We start from the raw sequence: 17830 nt of genomic DNA on the forward strand, positions 1-17830 counted from the left end.
CTATTCTGCATGGTAAAAAAGTTGCGATTTTGTCCATAAGCAACAAAAAAAGACATAAAACTATCTAGCTGTGCGAATGGTTTTATTGCAATAATTCATACAAGGAGGAAATTATGTTGAAATTATCAAGAAAATTAGTACGAAAGCTAACAAGCACTATCATTGTAGGGACGGTTATCGTTTCCTCGGGAATTGGAACAGTTCATGCAGAAGTAAACGGAGAAAATGATCTTGTTATTAAAGAAAGTGAAATGAAAAATGATAACGAGAATTCTTCTACAGAAGAATTGGATGAAAATCCTAATCTAATTCCTGGAGACTTTTTCTATTTTGTAAAAGTAGTCAAGGAGAACATTCAGCTTGCTCTAACATTTAATGACTTTAAAGAAAGTCAGCTTTTGGCTGAATTTGCTGCTGAGCGTATTGCGGAAGCCAATGCATTGATTGAGGCAGGAAAAACAGATGAAGCTAGTGATCTACTTCAAGAGGCAATAGAAATACAGGAGCAAGCACAGGAAGTATTGGGTGAGGACGAGAATACAACGGAAGAGGAATCTGCATTAGAAGAAACAGAAAATGAAGAGGCTACCAGTGAAGAAGAAGCAGGCGAAGAAGAAACGGTGGAAGAAGACGCTAACATGGAAGAAGATGTAGCAATAGAGGAAGAGAATACCGATGAAGAGGATAAAGATAATGAGGAACGTCAAAAAGTTCAAGTGAAGCTTGCGAACAATATTAATGCTTTATCTCTCGTATTAACAAAAATAGATAATCCGAAAGCCCAACAGGCAATCATGAAAAATATCGAAAAGGCATTTGAACATGTTGCGAAGAAAATTGAGAAGAAAGCAAGTAAAGTAGAACTAGACGAAGAAAATAGCGATCTAGATGAAAACGTAGAACGTGAGGAAACTTCTGACGAGACCGAAGAGGTTGTAAACGAGGAGGATTCGGAACAAGAACAAACGGAAGCTGAAGAAGATGAGCAGGACAAAACAGAATTAGAGCAAGCTGCTAAAGAGAGTAAGAAAAAGGATCAAAAAGTAAAAAAAGAAGCGAAAAAAGAAGTAAAGAAACAAGCTAAAAAAGAAACAAAAAAAATTGAAAAAACATCTAAGAAGAACAAACCAAATAAGGATAAAGGTAAGTCTCTAAAAGACAAAGGGAAAAAAGGAAACAAAGGGAATAAAGAACACAAAAGCAACAATGGAAAAAAAGGAAATAACGGTAAACATTAATATAAAACAATGAGGCTGAGACAAATGTGTTTTAGTCAAAAAAATCCGAACTGATTCAAAATTCTTCAATTAGAATTCGAATTAGTTCGGAATTTTCTTTTGGAGTGTTTTCGTAAACTTTGTAGCTAATAAAACATAGACTGCGACATAACTTATGCATAGATTTACTTGGACAGTTTAATTCAATATAGTTTGCTACAAAACCGCTCCGGCAGAATACACGCCAAGAAATTGAAACGCACTATTCTAGCGGAAGAAATACACGAAGACTCCTGCGGGAGGAAAGGCATCGGTGAGACCCCACAGTGCGCCAGCACGAGGAGGCTCACCAGCCGCCCGCGGAAAGCGAAGTGTATTTCTGGAGCGAGGTAAAGGCACCAACCAACATATTAAGTTACTGCGCATTTTACATCAACTAAGAATTAAAGTCTTAACGCTAAAAAGTAATATTCTAAACTTCCTATCGTATAGTTGTTCGATATTAGAGTTTATGTCCCAGCCCCAGGCTTCTCACTTAAACGATTCCTAATGATCCTAAAAAGACGATAACGATGGTGGCAGGAACGAGCCACCGCATGAGTTGGAACCAAATAGGAAACATACCAATTGGTAAGCTATTGCCACTATAAAATTCTTTTTTCATCAAAGCTCGGTCCATTTTAAAACTGATAAACAATGCAATTAGTAGACACCCACCAGGTAATAAGATATTACTTACTAAAAAGTCGGTGGCATCAAATACGGTTAATCCGAAAATTTTCACATTAGCCATATGACTAGATGATAAGGAAGCAGGAATACCTGCAAAAAACACTATAATCCCTATAATCGATGCAATCTTAACTCGTGAACGTTTTTTCTTTGCTGTAAATGCTGATGTAATGATTTCCAGCATACTGAATGACGATGTCAAGATTGCAAATAAGAATAATAGTAAAAACAAGCTTAGAAAAACTTCACCAAATGGCATTTGTGAAAAAGCCTCAGGCAATACCATGAATAATAAACCAGGTCCTTCTGCTGGTGTCAGTCCAAATGAAAATACGACTGGAAAAATAGCTAGTCCAGCTAACAATGAAATAACAATATTCATTAAGGATACAGAAGCAGCCGACATTGGCAAACTAACATCTTTACCTAAATAAGAGCTGTATGTTACCATCGTGGAAAAACCTACTGCAAGAGAAAAGAAGGATTGACCAAGTGCATAGAGTATACTTTCACTAGTGATTTGTGAAAAATCAGGTTGAAGGAAAAATTGAATTCCTTCCATCGCACCCTCAAATGTAACTGCTCGAATAACAATAATAATAAAGAATACGAATAGAAGCGGCATTAAAATTTTACTTGCTTTTTCAATACCACTTTTTATACCAAAGGATATAACGATAACGTTAATGACTAGAAAACCAGCCAAACCGAGTAGTGTAATTAACGGGCTTTCCGTAATGGTACCAAAAAGCTGTTGGTAACTTGCTTGATCTTTAATGATCATTCCTGTTACAGATAAAATACTGTAAATGAGTACCCACCCACCAACAACACAGTAAAAGGACATCAGTAGAAAACAACCTACTACTCCCCATTTACCGATGATGGACCAACCACTTTTAGGTGCTAAAAATTTATAAGCACTAACTGCTTCCCGTTGAGCACCTCGTCCGATAATGAATTCTGCAATAAGAATTGGTAAGCCAATTAGTAAAGTAAATAAGATAAAAAGAAAGAAAAAGGCGCCTCCACCATTCATTCCTGTCATATATGGGAATTTCCAAATGGCTCCAAGTCCAACAGCAGCACCTGCAGAGGATAAAATAAATCCTAATTTGGAGGTCCACTGGTCATTTTTTTGATTTTGCATGCTGTATGCCTCTCTTTCTCTTGTTGTTTAAAATGTATATTTTCCTAGTATAGCATAGCTGTCAATCTATAATTTTGTTCGAATTTCCCATAATTCGGGGAAGAAGTAATGATCCAACACTTTCTTTAAATAACCTACCCCAGAGGATCCTCCAGTACCAACTTTATGACCAATAATTCGTTCTACAGTTTTCATATGACGGAAACGCCATTGCTGGAACCAATCTTCTAGATCAACTAGCTTTTCAGCGAGCTGGTATAAGTCCCAGTATTTTTCCTTGTTCTTATATACTTCGAGCCATGCCTGTTCAACAGAGGCATCTTTATTGTACGTTTGAGAGAAGTCTCGGTTTAATATCTCTTCGCTTATGGTAAAACCATTGTCTGCAAGGGCTTGTATCGAGACATCGTAAAGACCAGGGTTATGGTAAGCCTCCTCTAAAATATGAAACAGCTTTGGATCCTTTTTATATATTTTCATAATATGGGGTGTTTTATAACCAAGGACAAATTCTACCAGTCGGTACTGATACGATTGAAATCCAGATGCATTGCCTAACTTATCGCGAAACTCCATATATTCAGCAGGTGTCAATGTTGATAAAACATCCCAAGCTTGTATAATTTGTGACTGTGTTTTTGATACACGGGAAAGCATTTTGAATGAAGATTGAAGCTCGCCCTTTTGAATCGCTGCAGTAGCTGCTTGTATCTCATGAATAATTAACTTCAGCCAAAGTTCACTGACTTGATGAATAATGATAAATAACATTTCATCATGATGGGTGGATAATCTTTTTTGACTACTTAATAAAGTATCCAGTTGTAAATAATCCCCATAAGTCATCTTTTCTAGAAAATCTGTATGGATCCCCTTTTCAGCCTGAAACGCATTTTTGTCTTTTTCACTCATTTGGAGTCACTTCCTTTCATTGGTCGTAAAACTGCTCGTACTGGACTTCCATCTGCGCCTGGTATGGATAGTGGCAAGGCGATGAGTTCATATATCCCTTCATCTACATGATCCAGCATAATGTTTTCTAAAATATTAACTCCATGCTTGTGTAAGGCATGATGGGTAGCGAGATCCTTACTATCCGGTGCATCTACAGATGGCATATCAACCCCTAGTAAATATACACCGATTTTCTGTAAAAATGGCGCAATGCTAGGATCTAAATGAGGCATCTGTTCAGGAAAGCGCTTGGGATCATTTGGTAAGGAGGTACGTAATAATAATCGTTCCACATTTTTTAGGTTGTAAGCTTCTAGTACTGCAGGCGTAATGGCCTCTACATGGCTGACATTAATAACCTTTGCTTTACCAATATAGCGATCAAGATGTAATTGATCGATTGTAGCTCCGTTAGAATCAAAATGAAAAGGAGCATCAATATGGGTTCCTGTATGCAAACTACTAGTCATTTGACCAATATTAACGGATCCTGTTTGTTCCTTTGTATACGTTAAGGAATAGGAAAAGGGGGTATCACCGGGCCAATGAGCCATATCATTTGTTAGGGCTTGAGAAATATCGATCCATTCTGACATCAGGCAATTACACCTCGTTTATTTTCATATTTTTTATAACGTTCTTCCGTCATAATCGTTTTTAATACTTGCACTGTCTGCCATACTTCTTCAAACGTATTGTATAGTGCAACAGGAGCAAGCCTAATTCCATTAGGGTTCCGGAAATCAGGTATAATGTTTTCTGCTTTTAATGCTTTACATATACGTGCAGCCTCTGGATGTTCTAGAAAAACATGTCCACCACGGGTTTTATCATCACGAGGATTAGCAATGGTAAAATCATAATCTGCTAACTCGGATTCAATTAACGCCATGAGATAATGTGTTAATTGAAGAGATTTGTTTCGAATCCGATCGATTCCTGCTGCATCAAAAATCTCTAGGGAACCTAATAAAGGTGCAGTACTTAACACATGTGGTGTACCGATTTGGTATGCACCCGCGTTTGCTGCAGGTGTTAATGTATGCTCCATATCAAATTGTTTGTCTTTGGCAGAACTAAACCATCCAGCAAGCCCCGGTTCCTTGCCGAAATGCTTATTATTTACATAGAGTCCACCAACACTTCCCGGGCCACCATTTAGATGTTTATACGTACACCAGAAGGCGAAGTCCACATCCCATTCGGTCAACTTATGTGGTATAGAACCGATAGAGTGACACAAATCAAATCCAATCATAATATTGCGTTTATGTGCTTCCTTCGTTAACGTCTGCATATCTAATATTTGTCCACTACGATATAAAATACTTGGTAATACGATTAAAGCAACATCGTCTTGCATCATTTCAACGATATCTTTAGTTTCCAGCGTGTTTCCATTCTGACTCTTCACTTGAATAAGATGTTCTTTCGGATCTAGTCCCTTCAACTGAAGCTGACTTTTTAACGCATATATATCTGACGGAAAATTTAATTCATCTGCTAAAATTTTATATCTTTTTTCTGTTGGTTTGAAAAAGGTAGCTACGAGTTGGTGAAGATTTGTTGTTGTTGACCCTGTAATGATCACTTCATCAGGATTAGCTCCTATAAGTGGCGCAGAAAGTTCACCTAGTTGTTCTGACAAGTAGTACCAGGGGTGTTTACCTTCAGTCCAGCCATCAATGCCATAATTTTTCCATGAATTCATGATTGTCTGAACTGCATTTTCAGCACGTTTTGATAATAACCCCAGTGAATTGCCATCCAAATAAATGGTTTCATTGGAGATGTAAAACTCATTTCGATAGGCTCGTAAATCATCTTGTTGATCTAATTGTAATGCAAAATCTTTGTCTGTTTTCATTTGATATCACCTCTCTACACCATTCTAACAAATTTTAACGAATAAATGACATGGATTAAAAATAGAGTGAAAATGAAGTAGTTTTTTTATGTTTAGTAGTCTTTTTGACTCAATTGTTTTCAGTTTTTTAAAAACAATTGAAAACTTTAGACTACTATCATATACTAATAATAAGCATATGAAATGACATTTCATATACTGAAACGGAGGATGAAGTGGGATGCATGTATCAAATAAGGTAAGGAATTTACCACCATATTTGTTTTCTGAGTTTCAAAAGAAAAAAGAAGCGCTACAAGCACAAGGTGTGGATGTTATCGATTTGGGAATCGGTGCGCCAGACTTACCTACACCTGACTTTGTTGTTGATAAGCTAATAGAAGCAGCACGAATACCTAGTAACCATCGCTATTCGAGCTATGGAGGTATTCCTGAATTTAAAGAAGCAGTTGTAGCACATTATCAAACACGTTATGGAGTAACGTTGGATCCTGATAAAGAGGTATTAACGCTTATAGGATCAAAAGAAGGGATTGCCAACCTCGTACAGGCAGTAATTAATCCAGGAGATACCGTATTGATTCCTGACCCTGGTTATCCTGTTTATCGTACTGCAGTACACCTAGCTGGTGGAAAGAGTGAGTATGTACGATTGGATCCCCAAAATAACTATGTACCACAATTTAATCACGTAAATGAAGAAGTAAAGAAAAAGGCAAAGCTACTTTTTTTAAACTATCCAAGCAACCCAACTTCAGCTACGGTAGATATGCACACATTTTTGGGAGCGGTTACATTCGTGAAAGAAAACGATATGATTCTTGCCCATGATGCGGCATATGATCTTGTGACTTTCGATGATTACAAAGCACCTAGTGTACTACAGGTTCCTCATGCCAAAGCGTATGCAATTGAGTTTGGCTCATTATCAAAAAGCTTTAATATGACTGGTTGGCGGATAGGGTATGTAGTAGGAAATGAAACAATTATAAAGGCAATTGCAACGTTGAAAAGTAATATGGATACTTGTCAATTTATTCCGGTCCAACAGGCCGCCGCTACGGCACTACGTAGTGATCTTACTACGGTTACACAAAATAATTTCGTGTTTCAGGAACGTATGGAAAAATTACACCATGCATTACAACAGCTAGGTATGGAAGTACAAAAACCAAAAGGAACCATTTTCCTTTGGGCAAAAGTTCCAGACAATTTTACTTCAAGGGAATTTTCTAGCTTTTTATTAGAAAAAGCTGGAGTAATCGTGACACCAGGAGTAGCTTTTGGTCCTTCTGGTGAAGGTTATATTCGTATTGCATTATCGGTTACAACAGAACGTATAGATGAAGTGATTAATCGGTTAAAAAAGTTATTTATGTAGGAGGTGAGAGTCGGATGCTTGCAAACAAAACGAGTCAACAAAAACAAAAAATGACAGCAGCTCAGGCAATTGTGGAATGTATACGAAGAGAAACGATTCATCATGTTTTCTGTGTTCCTGGTGAAAGTTATTTGCCCGTTTTAGATGCATTGTACGATGAACCGTCAATTAGCGTTATTTCTACGCGACATGAGGGTGGAGCAGCTTTTATGGCAGAAGGCTATGCGAAAGCATCCTTAAAGCCTGGAATTGTGCTTGCTACAAGAGGGGTAGGAGCTGCCAACCTGTCCATTGGTGTCCACACAGCCTTTCAAGATTCTACACCGATGTTAGTGTTTTTGGGCCAGGTCCATAGTAAGTTTAGAGGCAGAGAAGGATTTCAAGAAGTTGACTTAGATCAATTTTTTAAGCCAATTGCGAAATGGGCTGTGGAGGTAAAAGATCCTGAAAGAATGCCCGAAATGGTTCAACGTGCCTTTCGAGTTGCACAGTCGGGAAGGCCAGGTCCGGTTATTGTATCGTTACCAGAGGATGTATTGCCAGTAGAAACAGAAATGTATTTCGGTCCTGTAATAGAACGCCCAAAACCGGCTCCGTCTGAAACGGAACTTATTCAAGTTGAGCAGCTTTTAGCTTCAGCAAATGCCCCCTTAATCATTGCGGGTGGGGGCGTAAAGTTGTCACAGGCAGAGGATAGATTAATGCGATTTGCAGAGAAATTTAGTTTACCAGTAATGGCCGCATTTCGCCGGCACGATGTTTTTCCAAATAATCATCCATTATACGCCGGTCATTTAGGGCTGGGCACAAATAAGCAGATTCTTAGAAAAGTAGAAGAAGCTGATCTGATATTGGCACTTGGGACCAGATTATCGGAGGTAACGACACAGGATTATACGATTATTAACAGTGAGAAAACGTTAATTCATATTGATATTGAACAGGATATTATTGGTAAGGTTTACCCACCGCAGCTTGGGGTCGTTGCAGATGTCAACGAAGCATTACAACTACTGCTTCATCGGAATATCCAGCCTTCTTGGTCAGAATGGGCAACGGCATGTCATGCGACTTATGTAAAAGTAAGTGATCTTCAAACGACCCAAGATGACGTAATAAACTTGGATATTATCAAAATGTTAGCCAAAAAGTTACCATCCGAATCTATTCTTACAAATGATGCGGGGAATTTTGCAGGCTGGTTACATGCGTTCTATCCATTTATTAATAAACATTCCTATGTTGGTCCGACATCGGGTGCAATGGGTTATGGAATGCCAGCCGCTCTTGGTGCTAAGCTTGCCTACCCAGATAAAACAGTCGTATCTCTTTCTGGTGATGGTGGATTTATGATGACAGTGCAAGAGTTAGAAACGGCTGTAAGAGAATCGATTCCAATCATTGCACTCGTCTTTAACAATAATATGTACGGGACAATTCGAATGCATCAAGAAATCCATTACCCGGAAAGGGTGATGGCTACGGATTTAGGAAATGTTTCATTTGCTAATTTAGCAGCGAGTGTTGGAGCTCAAGGCGAACGCGTATATACCATTGGTCAATTTGAAACTGCTTTGGATCAAGCATTGCTTTCAAATAAACCATGTGTCATAGAAGTCATGACGAATAAAGAACAAATTTCTGTTTCAACAACGATTACACAACTTCGTAATCGATAACATACTTAATTTTTAGGAGGGATTTATTATGTCAGAAGCATTACTTAACACGAAGAAACTAGCAAATTTTTTACATGGAAAATGGGTAGAGGTTGAAAAAACAACACCTGTTATCAATCCAGCAACGGGAGAAACGGTTGTGGATGTCCCATTATCAGATGCTTCTAGTGTAGATGAAGCAGTAGCTTCAGCAAAAGTAGCACAAAAAGAGTGGGCACTTGTACCGGCTCCACAACGTGCAGAAGTACTATATCGTGTTGGTAATTTGATGAAAGAGCGCAAGGAGCGACTATCTCAGCTATTAACAATGGAAAATGGGAAGGTCATTGAAGAAGCGCGTGGAGAAGTGCAAGAAGGCATTGATATGGCATTCTATATGGCGGGGGAAGGTAGAAGATTATTTGGGCAAACAACACCTGCAGAATTAAAAGATAAATTCGCGATGAGTGTCCGTGCACCGATTGGGGTAGTAGGGATCATTACACCATGGAATTTCCCGATTGCCATTGCAACATGGAAGTCATTCCCGGCAATTGTTGCTGGAAATGCAGTGATTTGGAAACCAGCTACAGAAACGCCAATAATGGCCTTCGAATTAGCGAAAATATTTGACGAAGCTGGTTTGCCAAAAGGTGTATTAAATGTCGTATTTGGTTCCGGTTCAACAGTTGGAGATGCGATGGTCCATCATGATGATATTCGCGTGATTTCCTTTACTGGTTCAAATGAAACGGGGCGCAATATTGCCAGTGAATGCGGTCGCCAGCTGAAAAAAGTATCCCTAGAAATGGGAGGAAAGAATGCAGTGATTGTCATGGATGATGCCGACCTTGATTTAGCTGTCGAAGGTATTTTATGGAGTGCATTTGGCACTAGTGGACAGCGTTGTACGGCATGTAGCCGTGTCATTGTTCATGAAGATGTGAAAGCAAGCTTGGAAGAGCGTTTGCTTGTTGAGATGGATAAATTAACAATTGGTAATGGCTTGGATGAATCTATTAAGGTTGGTCCAATAATTAACAAAGCAGGATTGGATAAGATCAAGAATTATATTGAGATAGGTAAAAATGAGGGGGCAAAGCTACTTGCAGGTGGATATGAGTTAGCAGAAGATGACTTAGGGAATGGACATTATTTTGCACCGACATTATTCACGGATGCAACAGCAGATATGCGTATAGCACAAGAGGAAATTTTCGGCCCTGTTGTTTCTCTTATTCCAGTTAAAAGCTTTGAAGAAGCAATTGAAGTCAATAATGGCGTCACGTATGGGCTATCAAGTTCAATTTTCACACAAGATGTAAATCGCGTCTTTAAAGCACAACGTGACTTAGATACTGGAATTGTTTATGTAAATGCGGGGACAACAGGTGCTGAGATTCACTTACCGTTTGGAGGAACAAAAGGAACAGGTAATGGTCATCGTGATTCTGGAGTACAGGCGCTAGATGTATTTACCGAATGGAAATCAGTTTACGTTGATTTCAGTGGAAAATTGCAACGTGCACAAATAGATGTGGAATAGTAGATTGCTATATTGTAAAGGAGTGGTTGATTTTGAAAATTGGTGTATTAGGTTCTGGACTAATGGGGAAAGAAGCAGCTCGTGACCTTGTAGCAAGTGAAGGAGTGACAGCAGTAGGTCTGGCTGATATTGATTTAGCGCGCGCACAGCAGGTTTGTGACTCACTTCATTCTCCGAAACTAACAGCATATCAAGTAGATGCTAGTGATGAACAAGAATTAGCAAATTATATGCGTCAGTTTGATGTTATTATTAATGCGCTATTCTATTCTTTTAATGAGGTTGTTGCGAAAACAGCAATTGAAGTTGGCGTGAATTCCGTTGATTTAGGTGGCCATATTGGTCACATGACAGATAAAGTATTGGCTATGAAAGAGGAGGCAGCTTCCGCTAATGTAACGCTAATTCCAGATTTAGGCGTAGCTCCCGGTATGATTAATATTTTATCAGGCTATGGAGCTAGTAAACTAGATACTTTGGAGTCTATTAAGATTTATGTTGGTGGAATTCCCGTGAAGCCTGAACCTCCACTAGAATATAATCATGTTTTCTCCATGGAAGGTGTCTTTGACCATTATTCGGATCCATCATTAATTATCCGAAATGGGATGAAACAAGAAGTTGATTCCTTGTCAGAAGTTGAACGGATTCACTTTGAAAAATTTGGTCCCTTAGAGGCATTCCATACTTCTGGTGGTACGTCGACACTTCCATTGTCCTATCCGCATGTGGATACATTGGAATATAAAACGATTCGATACCCGGGCCATGCGGAGAAATTTAAATTATTAGTAGACCTAAACCTTACGAAAAAGGATTATGAAGTAGAGGTAAATGGGCAAAAGGTAAGCCCACGAGAAGTATTTTTAAAAGTTCTTGATCCAATCGTAGAATTGGGAGATAAAGACGACGCAGTTTTATTACGTGTGATTGTTTCTGGCCAAAAAGATGGTGTTCTAGCAACCTATGAATATGAAATGACTACTTATAAGGATCGAGCTACAAATGTTACGGCCATGGCTCGAGCTACAGCTAACACGATCTCTGTTGTAGCACAAATGATTGCAGAAGGGAAAATTGAGAAAAAAGGTGTTTATCCACCTGAAAAAATTGTTCCTGGAAAGCTTTATATTGATGAAATGGCTAAACGAGGCGTCCATATCATCGAAACAGAAAAACATGAGAAAAAGCACGTGAATATTTAAGAGCAAAAGCGGAAGCGCCCGTTCAGCGACGTACGAACTGGACTGAGCCGAAGGAGATAAAGGAAACACGGGGAGCGAAGGGATTAAGGATGTTCGACTATGTCGAACTGTTATCGTACGGAGGTGAGGGAAGTTGCGTTAGTCGCTGGGCGCTGGAGCTGGACGAGGCTGATGCGGTTGTTCAGTTTTCAAAAAGTATTTAATTATTTGTATTGAGAACCATGGAGAGTCCCTCTACAGTTCATGTAGGGGGACATTTTCCTTAATAAGGGGAATGGTCATGAATCAAAGTGTGGTCAAAGCATTAAATCTATTAGAATTGTTTTCAGAGGATGTCCATGAATTAACCTTAAAAGAAATTGCATTTCGGTCAAACCTTCCGAAGCCTACCGCATATAGACTGTTATCTTCTTTAGAGGAGATGGGTTTCTTATATAAATTAAAGGATACCGAACACGATAGTCGCTATCGGCTAGGCCTAAAACTATTGGAATTAGGTCAACTCGTAGCAGATCAACTAGAAGTAAGAAGAGTTGCGTTACCATCTATGAAAAAGCTAGCAGAAGAAATCAATGAAGCGGTACACTTAGTGGTTGTGAATCATCAACAGGCTACTTATATTGAAAAAGTGGAAAGTAACAAGGCATTACGGTTATATACAAGAATTGGCAAAAGCTCACCACTCTATATAGGTTCCGGTCCGAAATTATTACTCGCATATTTGGAAGAAGATCAACAACAAAATATTTTGCGTGAAATGAATACGAAGTCATTAACAGAAAAGACCATTCAAAAAGAAAAATTAATGAAGGAATTAACCTTCATTCGAGAACAGGGATATGCTTACAGTGTTGGGGAGCAGGATACCGATACTACAGGGATCTCTTATCCGATTTTTGACCACCGAAATCGAGTGATAGCAGCTCTTACTGTAAGTGGCTTGTCTAGCTACTTTACTGGAGAAGGCTTACAGAAGATAAAAACAGAAACATTGCAGACAGCAATGACAATATCCGAAAAATTAGGCTATCGTGGACAGCTAAGAAGGGATTGATGCTGAATGAATACTGTATTTATAGCAGGACATGCCCGACTTCCATCAGGTATGGCAGCAAAAAGTATCTATGATACGCTAACAATTACAGCTGAAATTGATAAAAAATATGGTGTAATCGTAACAGCTGGTTGTACTTTAGCTACAGTGCACGGGCGTGAGTTTGTTCAACAACTTCTAAGGGGATATAGCTTACAGGAAGGTATTGAACAGCCGGTGGAGCAGGTAAAACAGCATTATTTAGGAAAAGCAGGAAATGCATTAGTTTCTGCCCTAAAGGATTTATATAAGCAATATGAATCGTATTTAGAAAACTAGAGAGGGTAAAGGATCGGAAAAAAATAGCAGGGAAATCCCTGCTATTTTTTATGTTCGAGGTTATGAAGTATAAAACTATGTCAGATACTAAGCGATCAGCCACCAAAGTTGATCCACACCCTCCAAAGTTGAGCGATCAAACTCCAAAGTTGATCCACACACTCCAAAAGTTGAGCGATCAAACTCCAAAGTTGATCCACACACTCCAAAAGTTGAGCGATCAAACTCCAAAGTTGAGCCACACCCTCGAAAGTTGAGCGATCAGCCACCAAAGTTGATCCACACACACCAAAGTTGAGCGACCAGCCACCAAAGTTGATCCACAGACTCCGAAGTCAACCAAGACCGTATAAACTTCCTATGTTATAATCTATCGTCTTTAGACTCGAAGTTTTTAGTTTTACCCCAGCCTCATATGATTTTCGCTTTAAATTATTCTATTCCAATCGATATAAACTTTTTCTCTAAAAATTCATCCATGCCGTGGTGGCCACCTTCTTTTCCATGACCGGATTGTTTAATTCCTCCAAATGGTGCTTCTGGTACTGCTGGGAATACATCATTAACACCGACGATTCCATAGTCTAGCTTTTCAGCGACTCGTAATGTTCGTGAAGTGTTTTCTGTGAAAATATAAGCAGCTAAGCCATAATCTGTATTATTGGCTTTTTGGATTACACTGCCTTCATCCGAGAATGTTTGAATAGGGAATAGTGGCCCGAAAGTTTCTTCACGCATGACGACCATATCGTCTGTTACATTCGATATTACTGTAGGTGGGTAAAAGTAACCTTGTAAATCGCCATCCCATTTGCTTCCTCCACAAACAATATTTGCTCCTTTTTGAACCGCGTCATCTAAATGGGCTTGCACTTTTTTAGCTGCATTCTCACTGATTAACGGTCCAAGGTCGGTTCCCTGGTCAAATCCTGATCCAACTTTTAGTTGTAAGACTTTTTCTTTTAACACGTTAGTAAATTCTTCAGCTATGGATTCATGCACATATAGCCTATTCGCACAAATACAAGTTTGCCCATTGTTTCTGAATTTACTTCCAAGTGCTAGTGTTGTAGCTTTCTCGATATCCGCATCTTCAAATGCAATAATTGGTGCATGACCACCTAGTTCAAGCGCAACTTTTTTTACATGATTCGCGCTTTCCCGCATCAAGTATTTTCCTACTTCGGTAGAGCCGGTAAAGGTGATAAGCTTTACTTCTTTATTTGATAGCATTTCTTTCCCAATTGCTTCGGCATCACCTGTTACGAGGTTAACTACTCCAGCTGGCATGCCAGCTTTTTCAAAAATTTTAACGATCTCGATTGCTGATAGTGGTGTCTCTGGTGATGGTTTTAATACAACGGTACATCCGGCAGCAAGTGCTGGGCCTAACTTCCGGGTAATCATTGATGATGGGAAGTTCCATGGCGTAATAGCCCCAACAACACCAATTGGTTTTGGTATAACTAACATACGTTTTGTTTTAACCGATGAAGGAATCCACTCACCATAGCCCCTGCTAGCCTCTTCTGCATACCATAATAAGAATCCAGCAGCACCTTTTACTTCTCCAATTGCTTCATTCAATGGTTTTCCTTGTTCTCGTGTTAAAATCTTTCCTAGTCGTTCGGCATCTTTCCGCATAAATTCAGATGCTTTATACAAGACTCGTGAGCGCTGTCTGCCAGTCATTTCACTCCATGTTGAGAAAGCTTGAGATGCGGCATCAATTGCCTCTTTAGTTTCTTGTGCACCACCATAAGCTACTTCAGTTATCGGTTCCAGTGTAGCTGGGTTGTAAATCACTTGTGTCTGAGAAGATTCAACCTCTTTCCATTTTCCGTTAATATAAATGCTTTCGGTTAACGTTTGAATCATTTGTCATTTACCTCCTCATATTTTTTTGGTAGTCGTACAAAAGAAGATAGATAGATTCGCACGACACTTGGAAAAATTACTTAAGTTAAGCATATCGCACCTACCCTTTCCTATCAATTAGTACTGGTTGGTTATTTCATGAATTCTTTCTCATCCGACTCCCAAGCAGGAAGCATTTTATTTAATGGCTTATCCTGTCGATAACCAAGTACATACTCAGCCTGCATGATGGTGTGTATTTCACGTGTTCCTTCGTAGATTACAGGTGCTTTCGAGTTACGCAAATATCTTTCCACTGGATATTCATCTGAATAGCCATATGCACCATGAACCTGCATCGCATCATCAGCAGCTTTATTAGCAAAATCACAGGCCTGCCATTTAGCGAGCGAGGTTTCTCTTGTATTGCGTTTCCCCTCATTTTTTAATTCACCTGCACGATAGACTAGTAGACGGCTCATCTGTAATCCAGCTTCCATTTTGGCAATCATTTGCTGAACGAGCTGATGTTTTCCAATAGGTTTGCCAAATGTATCACGTTCGTGGCAGTAATTTACACTCGCTTCTAAACAAGCCATAATTTGCCCAACAGCACCGGCGGCAACGGTAAAACGTCCATTATCTAATGCAGACATGGCAATTTTAAATCCCTCCCCTTCTTCTCCTAGAAGATTATCTGCAGGTACCTTAACATCTTCAAAAAATATTTCTCCAGTGTTTCCAGACCGGATTCCATGCTTTCCTTTAATTGCTTTAGAAGAAAAGCCTTCCCATGTTCGTTCTACAATGAAAGCAGAAATTCCATGATGTCTCTTTGATTTATCCGTATAAGCGAAGACTAGAAAATGATCAGCCGTATCGCATAAAGAGATCCATGTTTTTTGTCCATTAAGAATATAATGATCACCATCTTTTACCGCAGTGGATTGAAGGGCGGCTACGTCTGACCCGGCGCCAGGCTCTGTCAGTCCGAATGCACCAATCTTTGTTCCTTTTGCTTGAGGAACAAGATACTTTTGTTTTTGTTCCTCCGTACCCCATTGTAAGAGTGTCATACTATTTAAGCCGGTATGCACAGAAACAGCGGTACGAAAAGCGGTGTCTCCTCGTTCTAATTCCTCGCAAACAATAGCAAGCGAGTTATAATCCATTCCACTCCCGCCATAGTTTTCTGGTATACAAACTCCCATTAACCCAAGGTCTGCTAACTTCGGTATGATAGCTGGGTCAAACTTACCTTGCCGATCCCATTCTGTTATATATGGCATAATCTCTTTATCTACAAAACTTCTAACTGTGTCCCTTAGCATCTTTTGCTCTTCTGAAAAATGAAAATTCATTGTTTCATCAACTCCTAATTTTTATTCCGTAATTTTGTGAAAATATCATGATTGTGCTCACCTGCATCAGGAGGGTGATGCCTCATCGTTACAGGTGTTCTAGATAGTTTTAATGGACTACCAATCATTTTTATCTTCCCTGCTGTTGGATGTTCCATATCCATAAACATATGTCGCGCATGTAGTTGAGGATCGTGAGTTACTTCTTCAAGATTTTGAATTGGTCCGCATGGTATGTTTTTTTCTTTACATTTTTCCTGCCAATAGGACGTCGGTTTTGTGAGGAAAACTTCCTGTAATAATGGAACTAATACCTCTCGATTTGCCACACGATCTGGATTTGTTTTAAACCTGTCATCTTCACTATATTTAGGTTTATCTAAAATAGTACACAAAGTCTTAAACTGATTGTCATTTCCAACAGCAATGACCATTTCTCCGTCCATCGTTTGAAATGTTTGATAAGGAACGATATTGGCGTGATGATTACCTAATGCAGTTGGAATTTTTCCAGACATTAGATAATTGCTCCCAATATTAACAAGTGCACTGACAGCAGAATCATAAAGTGAAATATCTATTTTTTGCCCTTTGCCCGAATGATATCGCTCCAGTAACGCTCCTTGAATACCGATACAAGCATACATGCCGGTTAAAATATCGGTGATGGCTACTCCAAATTTTTGTGGGCCGGAGCTCTCATCACCTGTTATACTCATTAGACCGCTCATCGCTTGGATAATAAAATCATAACCAGGCATGTCTTTATATGGACCTGTTTCACCAAATCCTGTAATGGAACAGTACACAAGCTTTGGGTTAATTTCAGCAAGTGTTTCATAATCCAAACCGAAGCGTTCCATTGTTCCGGTTTTAAAGTTATGAATAACTACATCACTTTCTTCAACAAGCTCTTTAATTACTTCAATGCCTTCATCTGTTTTTAAATCAATCGTAATGCTTTTTTTGTTTCGGTTCGCACATAAGTAATAGGCACTAACATCCTGTTGGAAAGGGGGACCCCATTTTCGCGTTTCATCACTGCCACCAGGTGCTTCTACTTTTAATACTTCTGCACCGAGATCACCTAGGACCATCGTACAGTAGGGGCCAGCAAGGACCCGTGATAAATCAAGAATTCGAATATGACTTAAGGCACCAGTCACTGTTTCACTCCTTTCTTTTTTCATAGAAAAAAGCCAGTTCAAATAGACCACAGGTAGCTGTAAGTCAAGATGAACTGGCTTTTACTTGTTGGATCAGACCTGGCGTTGGACTGTAAACAAGTTAGGCAGTATATCATATTATTTAGGAAGGTCATGAGAGGTAGTGTTGTGGCACTTCATCATGACTTATTACTATTAGTTTAATGTATTCCGAATAATTTGTAAACGCTTTACAGTAAAATGATTCGTTTTCCTCACTGGATTGGGTAGGTGTAATTTACTTTCATCGATAGGTTTTTAAATAGAATAATCATGTCAGAATCTTATGTTAGAATAAAGCTAGAACGAAGCAATGAATTTGATA

Annotated in this window: 14 protein-coding genes; 7 read left to right on the top strand and 7 right to left on the bottom strand. The window is 39.1% G+C overall.

What is annotated here, in order from left to right:
- The first annotated feature begins 116 nt into the window (after positions 1-116).
- Complete coding sequence (locus ACFSTA_RS16340) at positions 117-1238, top strand: DUF5667 domain-containing protein (RefSeq protein WP_377557897.1); 1122 nt, start codon at positions 117-119, stop codon at positions 1236-1238.
- Positions 1239-1752: 514 nt separating this feature from the next.
- On the opposite strand, the gene ACFSTA_RS16345 is transcribed toward ACFSTA_RS16340, so the two are convergent.
- The 4 genes from ACFSTA_RS16345 to kynU all read right to left on the bottom strand — a co-directional run bounded on the left by ACFSTA_RS16345 (position 1753) and on the right by kynU (position 5920).
- The gene (locus ACFSTA_RS16345) at positions 1753-3099 is read right to left on the bottom strand and encodes a sodium-dependent transporter (RefSeq protein WP_377557898.1); all 1347 of its coding nucleotides are present in this window, start codon (positions 3097-3099) and stop codon (positions 1753-1755) included.
- Positions 3100-3165: 66 nt separating this feature from the next.
- Positions 3166-4011 (bottom strand): tryptophan 2,3-dioxygenase, encoded by an 846-nt coding sequence (kynA, locus tag ACFSTA_RS16350; RefSeq protein ID WP_377557899.1) that lies wholly within the window; start codon positions 4009-4011, stop codon positions 3166-3168.
- Positions 4008-4649, bottom strand: a complete 642-nt coding sequence (gene kynB / locus ACFSTA_RS16355) for an arylformamidase (protein ID WP_377557900.1) — start codon at positions 4647-4649, stop codon at positions 4008-4010. Before kynB ends, kynA begins: the two co-directional genes overlap by 4 nt.
- The gene (gene kynU, locus ACFSTA_RS16360; protein ID WP_377557901.1) at positions 4649-5920 is read right to left on the bottom strand and encodes a kynureninase; all 1272 of its coding nucleotides are present in this window, start codon (positions 5918-5920) and stop codon (positions 4649-4651) included. Before kynU ends, kynB begins: the two co-directional genes overlap by 1 nt.
- A 220-nt stretch (positions 5921-6140) precedes the next feature.
- On the opposite strand from kynU, the gene ACFSTA_RS16365 reads away from it, so the two are divergent.
- The 6 genes from ACFSTA_RS16365 (at position 6141) to ACFSTA_RS16390 (ending at position 13082) form a co-directional block, all read left to right on the top strand.
- Complete coding sequence (locus ACFSTA_RS16365; protein ID WP_377557902.1) at positions 6141-7301, top strand: LL-diaminopimelate aminotransferase; 1161 nt, start codon at positions 6141-6143, stop codon at positions 7299-7301.
- A gap of 14 nt (positions 7302-7315) precedes the next feature.
- Positions 7316-8980 carry a thiamine pyrophosphate-binding protein gene (locus ACFSTA_RS16370; protein ID WP_377557903.1) on the top strand — a complete coding sequence of 555 codons (1665 nt, stop codon included), beginning with the start codon at positions 7316-7318 and terminating at the stop codon, positions 8978-8980.
- Between the two features lie 28 nt (positions 8981-9008).
- Positions 9009-10505 (top strand): aldehyde dehydrogenase family protein, encoded by a 1497-nt coding sequence (locus ACFSTA_RS16375; RefSeq protein ID WP_377557904.1) that lies wholly within the window; start codon positions 9009-9011, stop codon positions 10503-10505.
- A 32-nt stretch (positions 10506-10537) separates the two neighbouring features.
- On the top strand, positions 10538-11710 hold the full coding sequence (locus ACFSTA_RS16380; RefSeq protein WP_377557905.1) for a saccharopine dehydrogenase family protein: 1173 nt from the start codon (positions 10538-10540) through the stop codon (positions 11708-11710).
- Between the two features lie 280 nt (positions 11711-11990).
- Positions 11991-12764 (top strand): IclR family transcriptional regulator, encoded by a 774-nt coding sequence (locus tag ACFSTA_RS16385; RefSeq protein WP_377557906.1) that lies wholly within the window; start codon positions 11991-11993, stop codon positions 12762-12764.
- Positions 12765-12770: 6 nt separating this feature from the next.
- Complete coding sequence (locus ACFSTA_RS16390) at positions 12771-13082, top strand: DUF3870 domain-containing protein (protein WP_377557907.1); 312 nt, start codon at positions 12771-12773, stop codon at positions 13080-13082.
- Between the two features lie 432 nt (positions 13083-13514).
- Here the strand turns inward: ACFSTA_RS16390 and ACFSTA_RS16395 are convergent, their stop codons facing one another.
- The 3 genes from ACFSTA_RS16395 to ACFSTA_RS16405 all read right to left on the bottom strand — a co-directional run bounded on the left by ACFSTA_RS16395 (position 13515) and on the right by ACFSTA_RS16405 (position 17466).
- Positions 13515-14960, bottom strand: a complete 1446-nt coding sequence (locus tag ACFSTA_RS16395; protein ID WP_377557908.1) for an NAD-dependent succinate-semialdehyde dehydrogenase — start codon at positions 14958-14960, stop codon at positions 13515-13517.
- Between the two features lie 131 nt (positions 14961-15091).
- Positions 15092-16300: an acyl-CoA dehydrogenase family protein gene (locus ACFSTA_RS16400; RefSeq protein ID WP_377557909.1), complete on the bottom strand. Its 1209-nt coding sequence runs from the start codon at positions 16298-16300 to the stop codon at positions 15092-15094.
- Between the two features lie 14 nt (positions 16301-16314).
- Entirely contained in the window at positions 16315-17466 is a 1152-nt protein-coding gene (locus ACFSTA_RS16405; RefSeq protein WP_377557910.1) for a CaiB/BaiF CoA transferase family protein, read from the bottom strand.
- Between the last annotated feature and the right edge of the window lie 364 nt (positions 17467-17830).

This window comes from Ornithinibacillus salinisoli, assembly GCF_042684965.1.
GTDB classification, from domain to species: Bacteria; Bacillota; Bacilli; order Bacillales; family Amphibacillaceae; genus Ornithinibacillus; species Ornithinibacillus salinisoli.

Coding starts and splice junctions, on each gene's coding strand:
- ACFSTA_RS16345 (WP_377557898.1), bottom strand. CDS start 3,099: ATGCAAAATCAAAAAAATGACCAGTGGACCTCCAAATTAGGATTTATT.
- kynA (WP_377557899.1), bottom strand. CDS start 4,011: ATGAGTGAAAAAGACAAAAATGCGTTTCAGGCTGAAAAGGGGATCCAT.
- kynB (WP_377557900.1), bottom strand. CDS start 4,649: ATGTCAGAATGGATCGATATTTCTCAAGCCCTAACAAATGATATGGCT.
- kynU (WP_377557901.1), bottom strand. CDS start 5,920: ATGAAAACAGACAAAGATTTTGCATTACAATTAGATCAACAAGATGAT.
- ACFSTA_RS16365 (WP_377557902.1), top strand. CDS start 6,141: ATGCATGTATCAAATAAGGTAAGGAATTTACCACCATATTTGTTTTCT.
- ACFSTA_RS16370 (WP_377557903.1), top strand. CDS start 7,316: ATGCTTGCAAACAAAACGAGTCAACAAAAACAAAAAATGACAGCAGCT.
- ACFSTA_RS16375 (WP_377557904.1), top strand. CDS start 9,009: ATGTCAGAAGCATTACTTAACACGAAGAAACTAGCAAATTTTTTACAT.
- ACFSTA_RS16385 (WP_377557906.1), top strand. CDS start 11,991: ATGAATCAAAGTGTGGTCAAAGCATTAAATCTATTAGAATTGTTTTCA.
- ACFSTA_RS16390 (WP_377557907.1), top strand. CDS start 12,771: ATGAATACTGTATTTATAGCAGGACATGCCCGACTTCCATCAGGTATG.
- ACFSTA_RS16395 (WP_377557908.1), bottom strand. CDS start 14,960: ATGATTCAAACGTTAACCGAAAGCATTTATATTAACGGAAAATGGAAA.
- ACFSTA_RS16400 (WP_377557909.1), bottom strand. CDS start 16,300: ATGAATTTTCATTTTTCAGAAGAGCAAAAGATGCTAAGGGACACAGTT.